The organism is Curtobacterium sp. PhB191 (assembly GCF_004346515.1).
In the GTDB taxonomy this organism is placed as follows: Bacteria; Actinomycetota; Actinomycetes; order Actinomycetales; family Microbacteriaceae; genus Curtobacterium.
This window is the reverse complement of sequence record NZ_SMBV01000003.1, coordinates 236,639-249,943: the sequence shown is the minus strand read 5'-3', so window position 1 is coordinate 249,943 and position 13,305 is coordinate 236,639. Positions and strand designations below refer to the sequence as shown.

The 13,305-nt window shown below is 71.6% G+C and carries 12 protein-coding genes; 5 read left to right on the top strand and 7 right to left on the bottom strand.

Going from position 1 to position 13,305, the window contains the following annotated elements; genetic code table 11:
* Positions 1-19: 19 nt before the first annotated feature.
* Both EDF48_RS06885 and EDF48_RS06880 read right to left on the bottom strand, forming a co-directional pair.
* Positions 20-868: a DUF6270 domain-containing protein gene (locus tag EDF48_RS06885; RefSeq protein WP_131878979.1), complete on the bottom strand. Its 849-nt coding sequence runs from the start codon at positions 866-868 to the stop codon at positions 20-22.
* Positions 869-911: 43 nt separating this feature from the next.
* Positions 912-2,027, bottom strand: coding sequence for a glycosyltransferase (locus EDF48_RS06880; RefSeq protein ID WP_131878978.1), 1,116 nt, complete (start codon positions 2,025-2,027; stop codon positions 912-914).
* 71 nt (positions 2,028-2,098) lie between these two features.
* Here EDF48_RS06880 and EDF48_RS06875 point away from each other — a divergent pair, with 71 nt between their 5' ends.
* Together EDF48_RS06875 and EDF48_RS06870 are read left to right on the top strand one after the other, a co-directional pair.
* Positions 2,099-2,779: an SGNH/GDSL hydrolase family protein gene (locus EDF48_RS06875; RefSeq protein WP_165932338.1), complete on the top strand. Its 681-nt coding sequence runs from the start codon at positions 2,099-2,101 to the stop codon at positions 2,777-2,779.
* 63 nt (positions 2,780-2,842) lie between these two features.
* On the top strand, positions 2,843-3,451 hold the full coding sequence (locus EDF48_RS06870; protein WP_131878974.1) for an SGNH/GDSL hydrolase family protein: 609 nt from the start codon (positions 2,843-2,845) through the stop codon (positions 3,449-3,451).
* 82 nt (positions 3,452-3,533) lie between these two features.
* Here the strand turns inward: EDF48_RS06870 and EDF48_RS19030 are convergent, their stop codons facing one another.
* The 4 genes from EDF48_RS19030 to EDF48_RS06855 all read right to left on the bottom strand — a co-directional run bounded on the left by EDF48_RS19030 (position 3,534) and on the right by EDF48_RS06855 (position 9,305).
* Positions 3,534-3,689 carry a hypothetical protein gene (locus EDF48_RS19030; RefSeq protein WP_165900991.1) on the bottom strand — a complete coding sequence of 52 codons (156 nt, stop codon included), beginning with the start codon at positions 3,687-3,689 and terminating at the stop codon, positions 3,534-3,536.
* A 101-nt stretch (positions 3,690-3,790) separates the two neighbouring features.
* The gene (locus tag EDF48_RS06865) at positions 3,791-6,430 is read right to left on the bottom strand and encodes a glycosyltransferase (protein ID WP_131878972.1); all 2,640 of its coding nucleotides are present in this window, start codon (positions 6,428-6,430) and stop codon (positions 3,791-3,793) included.
* The gene (locus EDF48_RS06860; protein WP_131878970.1) at positions 6,430-7,914 is read right to left on the bottom strand and encodes a glycosyltransferase family 2 protein; all 1,485 of its coding nucleotides are present in this window, start codon (positions 7,912-7,914) and stop codon (positions 6,430-6,432) included. The genes EDF48_RS06865 and EDF48_RS06860 overlap by 1 nt, the downstream gene beginning before the upstream one ends.
* Positions 7,911-9,305 carry a hypothetical protein gene (locus EDF48_RS06855; protein WP_131878968.1) on the bottom strand — a complete coding sequence of 465 codons (1,395 nt, stop codon included), beginning with the start codon at positions 9,303-9,305 and terminating at the stop codon, positions 7,911-7,913. The genes EDF48_RS06860 and EDF48_RS06855 overlap by 4 nt, the downstream gene beginning before the upstream one ends.
* A 52-nt stretch (positions 9,306-9,357) precedes the next feature.
* Here EDF48_RS06855 and hisD point away from each other — a divergent pair, with 52 nt between their 5' ends.
* Genes hisD through EDF48_RS06840 form a run of 3 tightly spaced genes read left to right on the top strand, consistent with a single transcriptional unit; the run spans position 9,358 to position 12,297 of the window.
* Positions 9,358-10,665 carry a histidinol dehydrogenase gene (gene hisD / locus EDF48_RS06850; protein WP_131878966.1) on the top strand — a complete coding sequence of 436 codons (1,308 nt, stop codon included), beginning with the start codon at positions 9,358-9,360 and terminating at the stop codon, positions 10,663-10,665.
* 13 nt (positions 10,666-10,678) lie between these two features.
* A complete protein-coding gene (gene nrdR, locus EDF48_RS06845) occupies positions 10,679-11,224 on the top strand; it encodes a transcriptional regulator NrdR (RefSeq protein ID WP_131878964.1) in 546 nt (181 codons plus the stop codon).
* Positions 11,221-12,297: a quinone-dependent dihydroorotate dehydrogenase gene (locus tag EDF48_RS06840; protein WP_131878962.1), complete on the top strand. Its 1,077-nt coding sequence runs from the start codon at positions 11,221-11,223 to the stop codon at positions 12,295-12,297. Before nrdR ends, EDF48_RS06840 begins: the two co-directional genes overlap by 4 nt.
* A 419-nt stretch (positions 12,298-12,716) precedes the next feature.
* Here EDF48_RS06840 and EDF48_RS06835 read toward each other — a convergent pair whose 3' ends face one another.
* A complete protein-coding gene (locus EDF48_RS06835) occupies positions 12,717-13,292 on the bottom strand; it encodes a DUF3043 domain-containing protein (RefSeq protein ID WP_235035956.1) in 576 nt (191 codons plus the stop codon).
* Positions 13,293-13,305: the final 13 nt, after the last annotated feature.

Below are 13,305 nucleotides of genomic sequence, written 5' to 3'. Positions count from 1 at the left end.
CGACAGGCGATCGATCAGCTCAGGAGCCGACGCTCGCGAGGGCCGCGGCGGCACGGGTCCCGACCACCGTGTCGTCGAGGACCATGCGGTCGAGATCGGCCATGAAGTCCTGGAAGAAGGGACGACCGAAGTGCCAAGGGGAGATGCCGTAGGGGTGGTCTCCGTCTGAGTGGTACGAGCGATCCCGGTTGTCGATCGTCCGGAGATCGTGTCGGGCCGTGATCGAGCGGTACAGCGAGTCGTAGCGGTCGTTCTCCCGGAGGAGGCGGCGGTAGAGGTCGTCCCGCTTCTGATCCCCGCGGTACTTCACGAAGTTGAGGTCGCCGGTGCTCGTCCGGTAGTAGGAGCTGTACCGGAAGCAGTTCAGGACGAGGGTCGTCTGCGGGAGCGTTCGTCGTTGCCACTCGACCAGGTCGTCGACAGCAGCTTCGACGAGCGGCACGTACTCCGCACTCGCGTTCGCCATGTGCAGTGTTGTGAAGCCCTCGCCTGCGGCGAAGTAGTCGGTCTTGCGGAAGCTGTTCGGGTTGTTCGTGATGGTCGCGTCCCCGATGCGCGCAAGCCCGTACCGTACGTCGGAGTACAGGTCGAAGAGCAGGTAATCGGGAGCGAACGCCTCGAGGTCCGCCCGATCGGTCTTCGCGATGTCGCGCGCCATGGTTCGGGCGCCGTGCTCGTTGACCTTCGCCCCGGGCTCGATGGACTCCGCGACGTCACCGGCGACCGGCTTCGACAGGAAGCTCACGAGACCCGTCTGCCAAGCGAGCGGGCCGAGGTCGTAGACGTCCTTGTACTGCGGGTTGTTCCGCGTGATGAAGGCCTCTCGCGTGACGCACGAGCCGATGATCCCGACCTTGATCCGTGACACCTTGTTCTCCGTCCAGTCGAGCGAGGCGCACGACGAGGATCGATTATGCCTCAGGATCGGACCCGACCCGCTCCGGCAGGCTCGAGATCGCGCTGAGGAGTGCGTCGTAGCGTCTGGAGACGGCGAACGGGGCGAGCCTGGCGCTGAAGTCGTGCGCTGCTCCTCGAGCTGGCAACGGCTGGGACAGGACGTGCGCGAGTGCAGCGGGGTTGCCCGGCTCGAACCAACGAACCCACGGCTCGTGCCCGAAGTCACCCCGCAGGTGCGGTTCGTCGGGGAGCACGGTCGGCACGTCGAACGTCGCGGCGAGGTGGAGACTCCCGGAGTTGAGGATCCGCCGGTACGGAAGCACCGAGACGTCAGCCGCGTCGAACCACGACTTGACGTCCGCGTCGTCCACGTAGCCGTGGTGTCGGACCGTCCGCAGGCCGGGCGGCACCAACCGATCGATGGTCGCAACGTCCTCCGCAGATGTCTTGCCCGCGAGCAACAAGACGAAACGTTCCGGTCGTTCAGCCTGTTGCAGGGCCTCGATCAGTACGTCGACGCCCTTGTACGGGCGGACCTGACCGAAGAAGAGGACCGCGAGATCGTCCTCACCGAGACCGAATCGTGCTCGTGCATCCGCTCGTGAGCCGACGCCGTCGTAGACGCCCCGGTAGCTCGGGTGTGGGATGTGCGAGACGGATCGCCCGGAGAGGTCGTAGTACGGAGCGACCACGTCGCTCGTGTTCGAGTTCATCACGTGGACCACATCGGCCGTCGAAGCCAGGTACCGGTTGAGCGTGATCTCCAGGTCGTCGTGTCGCACGTCGTGGGGGAGCGTGTTGTGGACGGTCCAGACGACCTTCGCTCCACGCCTTCGTGCCGTGTCCACGGCTGCTCGGAAACGATCGAGTCGCTCGGCCGCCTCGTCCGCCCCGTCGGCCCGTTGCACGATCGGCGCAGTCCAGTGGACGTGCACCACGTCGCCGGAGCCGAGGGGCTCGAGATCCCGCTCGAAGCGCTCGAGCCTCGCCGACTCGACCACGTCCCACCCCGAGGCGCGTGGCGCCAGGAGCATGAGGTTCACGTAGGGGTTGTCGCGGTAGACGGGGAAGACCGCGAGTCGCGGGGGACGCCCGTCGTCCCGAGGGCGCGAGCGCTCTGTTGCTGCCACAGAGCGATCCTACGAGGGCTGCGTGTCGGCCTCGGACACGTCGTCGGCGAATGATCGTGGAGGATGGACGTGTGCGTGTGGTTCGAGCCCTCTTGGTCGTGGTGATCGTGATCGCGGCCTTCGCGGTGTCGGCACGGGCCCTCGACGGCCCTCAGCCGCAGGCCGTCGGGACGGCGGTGTCCGCTCCGGTCCGGCTCGCGGTGGTCGGTGACTCGCTCAGTGCCGGAGCATCCCGGTACCTCGGCAACGGTCTCGACGACGGGACGTGGATCACGTCCGCGGTGGGCGACGACATCGAGTTCGTGGGCGGTTGGGCCCGCTCTGGGGCGACGCCCGATCAGATGGCCCGGCACGTGCAACCGGTTCCGGACGTCGACGTCCTGGTGATCCTCGCGGGAACGAACGCAGTTCGCCTGCACCGGACCCTTGCCGAGGAAGCTGACGCCTACCGCGACGTCGTGCGTTCCATCCGCCCGCACTCCGTAATCATCGCGGCGCTCCCGCCGTACGACTGGCAGCCCGATGCCGCTGCGGCGTACAACCGAGCGCTGCGCGAGCTGGCGGTCTCGGAGGGGTGGCTCTGGGGTGACCCGTGGAAGTTCGCACGCGACGGGTCCACCTGGGTCGACGGGGTCAGTGCGGACGGCACGCACCCGGCGGGGCCCGACCAGTACCGTCGGCTCGGTGACGCGATGCGTGAACTCATCCTGCGCGCGCACGACGACGAGGCGATCACGCTCGCCGCAGAGTGATCGCGCGACGGTCTCCACTGTCCGTGGACGGCGCAGAGGCACTGCGGTGGATAGCATCGTCGGATGTTCAGAGCTCGTGCCAAGATCACCCCGGATTCATCGATGACCTTCGCCGTGTCGGGAGACTCCGTGACGGCCAGACCGGACTCGTGGCGGGATCAGCTCGGAGACCGCCGTCTCCGGTTGGTGGGCGGCTTCGCAGAAGACGGCGCGACATCGGAACGGGCTTTCGGGCAGGTCCGTCGATCGTTGGCCGACGTCCTCGTGGTGATGCTCGGGATGAACGACGTCCGCGAGAGCGTCCCGTTCGAGGAGATGACGGCGAACATCGAGAAGATCGTCCGGTTCGCCGAGTGCCAGACCGCACTCTTGTGTCTGGTTCCCCCGAGCAACCACAGCGACGGGCCGGTGAACCAGCGAGCGAACGGCGTCGTGGCCAACCGGCACCTCTTCGACCTCGGCGCGCGGCGAGGGTGGGTCGTCGCGGACCCCTTCGCCTTCGCCCGAGCATCGAACAACTCGTGGGGTGGGGGGTCGAGTGACGACGGCACACACCCGCTGCCGCACGTCTCCGCTGAGGCAGCAGTTCGCATGCGTTTGTTCATCCGACAGGCGGCCGCGACGTCCGGCCTCAACCAGAAGGCACGAGAGGCACCTGTGCGCGCCGGATGATCCCGCGTGCGCACGATCGGTGACGGATCGAGCGAGGGTGACGGCAGGTGCGGAGCGCACCTGCCGTTCGTGGTCTGCGGCGTCAGTCGAGCGTGGCGACGATGTACTCGGCCTCGTGCAGGACCGAGCAGAACGCCTGGCCCTCGTGGTCGAGCGCATCGCGCTTCAGGATGACTGCACCGCACACCGAGCACTTGGTCGTGAAGGTCGACCGCACGACGTCTGAGATGAGCGACATGCGACCATGCTGCGCGCCGAAGGTGAACAACGGGGAGCGATCGCCTCGGAAGCGGGTGAACGACCCCGAAGAATCCGCCTGGGACGCGACGAAGCCTCGGGTCAGAGCGTCCGGACGACCTGATCGGCACCGGCACCGGCCGGCACCACTGCGGCGAAGTCCCCGTCCGCCACGACCTGCCCCGCCGCGAGCCACACGACGTTCCGCGCGCCCGGCTGCGGCACGAACGACGAGACGTCCGATCCCGCGCCGCCGCTGACCAGCACCGTGACGTCGTCGAGTCCGCTCGACCCCCGGTACCAGGACGTCGGCAGGTCGATCTGCACGGAGTGACCGGCAGCCTCGAGCGAGGTCACCAGCGCGGTGACGTCTGCCACCCGACTCCCGTCGTGCTTCACCGCGACCCGAAGACCGGCAGCACCGGGACCGCCGGCAGCGCCGGCAGGACCAGCGGCCCCGGCGAAGTCCCGGACGACGATCGGCCGCGACGACCGCACCATCACGGCGTGCCCCTTCGGCAGCCCCGGCTCGACACCGAGCCACCGCAGCCCGGCCGCCTCGTAGTGCGCTCCGGCGTCCGCCGCCGGGTACCGCCCACGCCAGCGCTCGTCGAACACCCGCCGGTTGTCCACCCGGGCGTCGTCGCGACCGGGGGTGCGGCTCTCGTGGTGCACGACGACCGACGACGGCACGACGGCGAACGCCGAGCCGTCCGGCGACGCATCGAGGGCCCGCAGGCACAGGTCGACGTCCTCGAGCCCGTTCGCGAACACCGGGTCGAACCCGTGCCAGCGGATCAGGTCGACGGCCCGGAACGCAGCGGCAGCAGCAGTGATCGCCGAGAAGCGGCGACCACCGGCAGCACCCAGCCGTGCGGTCCCGGCACCCGCCAACGCCCGCGAAGCATCGTGCCGCGGGTGGTCGCCGAGGAAGTGCCAGGGCAGCACCTTGTCCCCGCCGAACACCGTGCCCGCTGCCTGCACGACCCCGTCCGGGTACACGAGCAGCGGTTGCGCGCCGAGCACGGACGGGTCGTCCAGCGCGGAGACCAGCGGCCGCAGCCACCCGGTCGTGACCTCGGTGTCGTTGTTGAGCATGACGACGGTGCCGCCGGTGGAGCGGGCCAGGCCGAGGTCGCTGCCCAGTCCGAAGTTCCGGTTGCGGTCCTCGCGCTGCAGCAGGACTCGCGGCTCGTCGCCGAACCAGGCGCCGAGCACGGCCGAGACCGAGCGCGGTGAGCCGTTGTCGACCAGGACCACCTCGACCCGGTCGCCCTCGTGGTCGGCGGCGTGCAGCACGGCGTCCACGGCGCGCCGGGTCATTGTCCAGTCGCGGAACACCGGCACGACGACGGAGACGAGTCCGGCGTCGCGCGCCGGTGCTGCCTCGGCAAGGGCGTCCCAGTCGATGCGGTGGCGGGCGAGCGCGACCTCCTGCCACGACGCGGGCTGTGCGGAGGAGACGCGTCGGGGGTCGCGGACGTTGTCGTAGTCGACGCCGATCACGGGCACGTACGCGGGCACGCCGGAGCGCTTCCCGATGCGCAGCAGCCACTCCCAGTCGATCCAGCGGCGCAGGGTCTCGTCGAACGGCCCGACGGCAGCGGCGACGTCACGACGGACGACGAGCGCGTTCAGGTCGATGAAGTTGCCGGCGAGCAGGTCGTCGAGCGTGCCGTCCTCGCCGCGGTACGTCTCGGCGGGGGCGGTGGAGTCGTCGGCGTTGTTCGCGCCGATCATCCGGACGCCGGTGTGCACGCCGGGGCCGTCCGTCTCGAGCAGCCCGGCGAGTGCGGCGGACAGGTGCTCGGGTCGCCAGGTGTTGTCGGCGTCGAGGAACGCGACGAAGTCGCCGCGCACCGCCGCGAGTCCGGTGTTGCGCGCGGCTCCCGCCCCGCCGTTCTCCCGCTCGACCAGGCGGACGCGCGGCTCGTCGGCGGCGATCCGACGCACGACCTCGGCGGTCTCGTCGCCGGACCCGTCGTCGACGACGAGGAGCTCCCAGTTCGCGTGCCGCTGCGCGCGCACCGAGGCGATCGCCGCACCGACCACGTCGGCGCGTCGGTACACGGGCATCACGATCGACACGAGCGGTTGCTCCGCGTCGCGTCGCGCGACACCGCGCGGGTACCGGCCGAGCGCCTCGGCGACGTCGGGCCCGTCCCACGTGGCCCGGTAGCGGCGCCGGGTCCGGTGCTGCGCGTCGGCGAAGGCGCGGGCAGCGGAGACGGCTGCGTCGCGTGCGGCGCCCCAGGTCGGTGCGTGGCCACGGCGGCCGGGAGGCACGGGGAGCGTGGTCGCGTCGGTCGCGTTCCGCAGGAAGTCGCGGAGCGCATCGAGCGTGGACGCCGGGCGGTCGGCTTCCGGCACCGAGGCGGCGTACACGCCGGCGTCGAAGAGCGGTCCGGTCTGGAAGAGCTCCGGGCCCTCCTGGTGCAGGGCGTCGTACCAGGACATCGCCGGGACGGGCTGGTGCTCGCGCATCCACTCGTGCTCGATCAGCGGGTGCAGCGAGAGCCCTCGCTGCCCGTCGTTGTGCACGTAGAACGCGATGGCGTCGGCGTCGCTGTCGAACGTCCGTCCGGTCTGGGCCTCGAAGTACGCGCGGTCGAGCACACCGAACTCGGCGATCCGCCGGGCCCAGCGGTCGAGCCGGTCCGTGACGGTCAACGGCTTCTCGGGGCCACGGAACGGGCGCGCCAGGCGTCGCGCGACGCGGCCGAGGCCCTTCGCCTCGGCCATCAGCGGCGACCCGGCAGCCGTGCGGCGACCTTGGCGATCGCCTGGCCGGTGCGGAACGAGCGGCTCGCGCGCAGGTCGTCGAGCTCGCGGCGGAGCCGGGTGACCTCGTCGGAGGCGTTCCCCACCGCGACCTCGGCGGCGGTGAGGTCGAGGGGGAGGAGCGCTGCCCATCGGCTCTCGAGGGCCTCGGAGCGCGACGCGAGCGGCGCGGTCAGGCGACGGTCGAGTTGCTCGCGCGCCGCGACGAGTCCGCCGCGGGTCGTGGCGACGACGTGCGGGTCCAGCAGCACGGCGACCTGGTCCGCTCCGGCTCGGTGCGCGGGTGATGACCACGGCAGGGCGGTCGGTGCGGACCGCACGACCACGAGCTCCAGCGACCGTCGGTTGGCGGCGACGACCTCGGCGGGTGTGGGGTCCACGAGGACCGTGACGGTGACGAGGTCGTCCGGGATCGGGGCGTCGGAGGTGACCGTCCACTCACCGGGGGCCGACGTGCCGGGGGCGAGCCGGGCCTCCAGGTCGAAGCCGTCCGCGAAGGCCGCGTCGATCTCGCGGACCAGACCACCGGCGTCCTCGACGTGCCGCAGGTCGACGGCGAGGCGGGGCGGGGGACCCGCGGGGACCAGCGCGTCGGCGAAGCGTTCCGTCGCCGTCGAGCCGTGCCGCTGGTAGGCGGCGACGGCGTCCGGCAGGAACGGGTAGCGGTGCTCGAGTTCGCGCTGGTGCGCAGCGCGGAGGGCGTTGCGGTTGCCGGAGAAGCTCTTGCCACCGGCGTGCAGGACCAGCGCGCGGTTGGCGATCCGCGACGTCCAGCCGTGCTCGGCGAGGCGCAGGCAGTAGTCGTTCTCCTCGCCGTACCCGGGGGCGAACGCGTCGTCGAACAACCCGTGCTCGGTGATCAGCTCGCGGCGGGTGAGGAAGCAGAAGCCCATCGCGACGGGCAAGACCTGCGAGACCGGCAGCAGCGGGGCGACCGCGCCCCAGACGGCCCGCGTGCGCTCCTCGGTGCGTGCGGCACCCCGGTTGGTCAGTCGGTACGGGATGCTCGCGATCGTGGCGTTGTCGCTCCGTGCCGTGACGACGCCGGTGCGGTCCTCGTCGAGCACGTCGAGCATGGCGTCCAGGAACCCCGCGGTGGGTACGGCGTCGCTGTTGAGCAGCAGGACGGCCTCTCCTGTGGTGCCGGTGCCGGTGCCGGTGCCGGTGCCGGTGTCGCCGGTGCCGCGGTCGAGCTCGAGGACGGCACGGTTGCACGTGCCGACGAACCCGAGGTTGCCGTCGTTGCGCTCGTACCGGAACCCCGGCCGGCCGTCGATCCGCTCGAGCAGGGCGCGTTCGATCGCGTCGGCGTCGGGGCCGCAGTCGTTGACGAGCAGCACCCGGTGCACCAACGTGTCGAGGTGCTCGACGAGTCCGTCCACGCAGCGCAGCAGGGACTCGAGGTCTCCGTAGACGGGGACGACGACGAGGGTGGTGCGGGTCATCGGGTGGACTCCTCGTGGTCGTGCTGGTCGTCGTGGCTGTCGCGACTGTCGTGCTCGAGCGCGTTCGCGAGTGCGTCGACGGCCGCGTCGAGCGGACCGCCGAGCGCGTGCTCGGCGAGCGGGGCGAAGCCGGTGGGGCCCTCGGCCGCGGCGCGGCGGACGGCGTCGGCGACGGCCAGGCCGAGCGACCGGGCGTCGGCGGGCACGGCCGTCAGGTTGGGGTGCAGGTGCGCACGGGTGCCGCGGAACTCGTTCGTGACCACGCGGGCGCCGGAGATCGCACCGTCGAACGGCGGGTGGCTCGGGTGCGGACTGTGCTGCAGCGAGAGGACGACGTTGGTCGAGGCGATGAAGCGGAAGTAGTCGTCCCAGGGCATCGTGCCGTGGCTCACGAGCTTGACGTCGCCCCTGCCGCCGTCGAGCTCGACGTCGCCGTGCTGCTCGCCGGCCGAGTGGAACTCCACCCGGATCCCGTCGGCCGCGAGCTCCTGCACCGCGACGCGCAGGGCGGCGACACCGAGCCGGAACAGGTTGCGGTGCTTGCTCGGGCGGCCGTAGAACAGCACCCGGACCACGTCCTCGTGCCGTCGGGCCGTGGCGACGCGTTCGAGCAGCTCCACGTCCAGGTGCGGTGCGAAGGTCCGCTCCGCCGGCACGTCCAGGTCCTCGACGTCGGCCAGGTACTTCCGCAGGGGCTCCGAGTTGACGAGCACCCGGAAGCCGGCGCGGTAGGTCGAGGCGGCGACGGCGTACTCGGTCGACCACGGGCTGAAGCCGGGCTCGTAGTCCTGCACCAGGTACACCACCCGGTCGCGCGGGACGACCCCGGCGGTCACGGCGACGTCGATCGGGTGCGCGGTCTTCCAGTGCGTGGCGATCCAGACGTCGTCGCGGCCGAACTCGGTGTCCAGGACGTCCTCGCGTCGGACCACGCGGACCCCCGGGCGGCCGTCGACCCGCGACTCCGGGAACCGGTCCGCCACGAGCGCCTCGGCCGCGGCCGCACTGTTGCCGGGCGTGGTCCAGCGGACCATGACGACCCGGACCGACCGGCCCAGGCGTGCACCGAGCGCGATCGCGACGGCCAGCGCCGTCTGCACCCCGGCGAACGCCGCGCCCTCGCGGAGCTCGTCGACGACGAGCACCACCTCGGGCTCCCGGCCGACCGTCCGGATGCCCGCCAGGGCGAGGCTCGTCTCGACCAGCCCCTCGAACGGTCGGGCAGCCAGTGGTGCGCGGTCACGCTCGCGCCGGGCCACGCCGACGTCCACGCGGGACACCGTGCGCCCGAGTCGTTCGCGGACGTCGTTGCGGTAGTGGCCGTCCCGCGCGTACCGCTCGTTCACCCGGACGAGGTCGCTGACGAGGCGCCGTGCCTTCTCGAAGTTCATCGACCCTCACGTTACTGGGCGTGGGGGAGCACCTCGGTAGGCTTGTCCCCTGATGATGCAGCGAATCGACCTCCGTGGCGGCCTGCCCGCCCGTGCCGAACTCCTCCGACTCATGCCGCGCGCCGTGGGTGACGTCTCGCACGCGGTCGACGCCGCCCGCGAGCTGGTCGAGGACGTCCGACACCGTGGAGCGGACGCACTGCACGACCAGGCCGAACGCTTCGACGGCGGCGCCCCGGCGAACGTCCGGGTGCCGGTCGCCGAGATCGCGGCAGCCGTCGCCGGGCTGACCCCCGAACTGCGGGATGCGCTCGACGAAGCCATCCGCCGCGTCCGAGCCGCCAGCGCCGCACAGGTGCCGGCCGGCTCCGTCACCACGCTCGCCGACGGCGCCGAGGTGCACCAGCGCTGGCAGCCGATGCGCCGCGTCGGCCTCTACGTGCCCGGCGGCAAGGCCGTCTACCCGTCGAGCGTCGTCATGAACGTCGTGCCCGCACAGGTCGCCGGGGTCCGGTCGATCGCGCTCGTGTCCCCGCCGCAGCGCGACCACGGCGGTGCGGTCCACCCGACGATCCTGGCCGCGGCCGGACTGCTCGGCATCGACGAGGTCTACGCGATGGGCGGCGCCGGCGCAATTGGCGCGCTGGCGTACGGCGTCCCCGCGATCGACCTCGAGCCCGTCGACCTGGTCACCGGTCCTGGCAACAACTACGTCGCCGCCGCGAAGCGCCTGGTGCGCGGTGTCGTCGGCATCGACGCCGAGGCCGGCGCGACCGAGATCCTCGTGATCGCCGACGAGACCGCCGACCCCGGGTTCGTCGCCGCCGACCTCATCAGCCAGGCCGAGCACGACGAGCAGGCCGGGAGTGTGCTGGTGACGACGTCGGCGACGTTCGCCGATGCAGTCGAAGCCGCCATCCCGGAACGCACGGCGGTGCTCGGGACGGCTGCGCGCCTCCAGACCGCCCTGGACGGACCGCAGTCCGCGATCGTGCTGGTGGACTCCCTCGCCGACGCCGCGACCGTGAGCAACGCGTACGGGCCGGAGCACCTCGAGATCCAGACGGCCGACGACGACGCGGTGCTCGCCGACATCGACGCCGCCGGAGCGGTGTTCGTCGGGCCGAGCACGCCCGTCAGCCTGGGGGACTACCTGGCCGGGTCGAACCACGTGCTGCCCACCGGCGGCCAGGCGCGCTTCGGTTCCGGGCTGTCCGCGTCGACGTTCCTGCGTCCGCAGCAGGTCATCCGGTACTCGGCGTCCGCGCTCGACGAGGTCGCCGCGCACATCGTCGCGCTGTCGACCGAGGAGCAGCTCCCCGCGCACGGCGCCGCCGTGTCGGAGCGCACGAACCGATAGCCTGGGCGACGACATGTTCTGCCCTTTCTGCCGCCACCCGGACTCCCGCGTCGTCGACTCACGGACGAGCGACGACGGAACCTCCATCCGCCGCCGTCGACAGTGCCCGAACTGCGGACGACGCTTCTCGACCACCGAGACCGCGTCGCTCAACGTCGTCAAGCGCAACGGCGTCACCGAACCCTTCAGCCGCGACAAGATCGTCTCCGGCGTGCGCAAGGCCTGCCAGGGGCGACCGGTCACCGACGGCGACCTGGCCGTGCTCGCGCAGCGCGTCGAGGAGACCGTGCGGTCGTCCGGCTCGAGCCAGATCGACGCGAACGACATCGGCCTCGCGATCCTCGCGCCGCTCCGTGAGCTGGACGAGGTCGCGTACCTGCGGTTCGCCAGCGTCTACCAGGCCTTCGACTCGCTCGAGGACTTCGAGGACGCCATCAGCCAGCTCCGCCGTGACCACCACGGTGCTGCGGCCGCTGGGGTTGCGGGTGCCGGGTCGCCTTCGGGTGCCGGCGCGTCGCCTTCGGGTGCCGCCGGCTCGCCGGCGGGTGCCGGCGCGTGAGCGGGGTCGCGGAAGGCCTGGTCCGGTCCGGGTACGCCGTCGTCTTCCGGTCGGTCTTCGCCAAGATGGACCCCGAGCGGGCCCATCACCTGGCGTTCGCCGTCATCAAGGCGCTGCCCCACGTCCCGTTCGTCGGCGGTCTGGTCGAGCGGTACTCCCGCCCGGCAGCTGCTGACGGCATCACGACGATGGGCATCCACTTCCCGTCGCGCTTCGGCCTCGCCGCCGGGTTCGACAAGGACGCCCGCGGCATCGGCGGCCTCGGCCTGCTCGGCTTCGGTCACGTCGAGGTCGGCACGATCACGGCGAAGCCCCAGCCCGGCAACGAGCGTCCGCGCCTGTTCCGTCTCATCGAGGACCGCGCCCTCATCAACCGGATGGGCTTCAACAACCACGGCGCCGGTGCTGCTGCCCGACGGCTCGAGCGCGCCCGACGCAACCCGGGTCGCCCGGTCATCGGCGTGAACATCGGCAAGAGCCGGGTCGTCGCCGTCGAGGACGCCATCGACGACTACCTCGAGTCGACACGACGCCTCGCGCCGTTCGCCGACTACCTGGCGGTCAACGTCAGCTCCCCGAACACGCCCGGCCTGCGCGGCCTGCAGGAACTCGACCAGCTCCGACCGCTGCTGTCCGCCGTCCGCGACGCCGCCGGTGACACGCCCGTGCTGGTGAAGATCGCGCCGGACCTGACCGACGAGCAGGTCGACGCCATCGCCGGCCTCGCGGTGTCGCTCGGGCTGTCGGGCATCATCGCCAACAACACGACGATCTCCCGTGAGGGGCTCGCCGCGGACCCGGCCGACGTCGAGGCAATGGGTGCCGGGGGACTCTCCGGCGCTCCCGTGGCCGCGCGCTCGCTCGAGGTGCTGCGTCGGGTCCGTGCCGCGGTGCCCGCCGAGTTCTGTGTCATCGCCGTCGGCGGGGTGACGACCGAGCAGGACGTGCAGGACCGCATCGACGCCGGGGCCACCCTCGTGCAGGGCTACACGGCGTTCCTCTACGAGGGGCCGAGCTGGGCCACGCGCATCAACCGCTTGCGGCGCAAGCGGTTGCGCCGCGCCGCGCGCTGAGCCGGCGGGCGGGCGGGCGCGTGCCGTCCGGCGCGTCCCGGACGTCCCGCCCGTCGTTCCCGGCCGTCCCGCCTGGCACCCTCCAGGTTCCGAAATCTCGGCATCTCGCGGCTCTCGGCGGCCGTCTGTGGAACCTCGGCGGCGTGCATGCGGCGAGTCGTGGAACCTCGCCGGCCACCCCTGGGACGGGAGGCCCGGTGCGGTCCCGCCACGGGCCTCCCGTCCGTCGGTGCGTGGCCAAGCCCGGCCGCGGCCGCTGAGTGTCCGAGATTTCGGAACCTGGGCGCGCGGGCGGGCCGTCTGTGGAACCTCGGCGACGCGCACGCGGCGAGTCGTGGAACCTCGGCAGCGCGCGCACGCCGGAACGACGAAGCGCCGCCCGGCGAGGCCGGACGGCGCTTCGGACAGCGACCCTGGGGTCAGAGGGCGGGGTACTGCCCGCGCTTGACCTGGGGCTTCGGCAGACGCAGGAACCGCAGCTGCCACGCGCGCGTCAGGATGTAGAGGAACGTGCCGCGCTGCATCTCGCCGAACTTGGTGGTGAGCTTGCGACGCATCGACAGCCAGAGGACCACGCAGTCGATCACGAACAGGGCCACGAACGCCCACACGAGCAGGAGCGAGTACGAGGCGATCGCGGTCTGCGAGGCGGCGAAGCCGACGATCAGGAACAGCACGAGCACCGGCATCATGATCTCGCCGACGTTCCAGCGTGCGTCGATCCAGTTGCGGACGAAGCGACGCTGCTCACCGCGGTCCTTCGCCGGCAGGTAGCGCTCCTCGCCGTTCGCCATGCCGACGCGGGCACGCTCGCGGTCCGAGTTGAGACGCGCGCGGGCGGCCTTCTTGTCGACCGGCGTGTTGCCGACGAGCGGGCGGCGGTTCGCTGCCTCGCGCTCACGGCGGGACGGCGTCGGGCGGCCCTTGCCCTGCTCGAGGAGTTCTTCCTCGGTGGGGTTCACGGTCGTGTTGGTCTTGGGGGCTGCCTTCGCCACGGTGCGTTCCTAA

Excerpts from the sequence above, each read along its gene's own strand:
- EDF48_RS06870 (WP_131878974.1), top strand. The coding sequence starts at position 2,843 with ATGTTCAGAGCTCGTGCCAAGATCACCCCGGATTCATCGATGACCTTC.
- EDF48_RS19030 (WP_165900991.1), bottom strand. The coding sequence starts at position 3,689 with ATGTCGCTCATCTCAGACGTCGTGCGGTCGACCTTCACGACCAAGTGC.
- EDF48_RS06865 (WP_131878972.1), bottom strand. The coding sequence starts at position 6,430 with ATGGCCGAGGCGAAGGGCCTCGGCCGCGTCGCGCGACGCCTGGCGCGC.
- EDF48_RS06860 (WP_131878970.1), bottom strand. The coding sequence starts at position 7,914 with ATGACCCGCACCACCCTCGTCGTCGTCCCCGTCTACGGAGACCTCGAG.
- EDF48_RS06855 (WP_131878968.1), bottom strand. The coding sequence starts at position 9,305 with ATGAACTTCGAGAAGGCACGGCGCCTCGTCAGCGACCTCGTCCGGGTG.
- hisD (WP_131878966.1), top strand. The coding sequence starts at position 9,358 with ATGATGCAGCGAATCGACCTCCGTGGCGGCCTGCCCGCCCGTGCCGAA.
- nrdR (WP_131878964.1), top strand. The coding sequence starts at position 10,679 with ATGTTCTGCCCTTTCTGCCGCCACCCGGACTCCCGCGTCGTCGACTCA.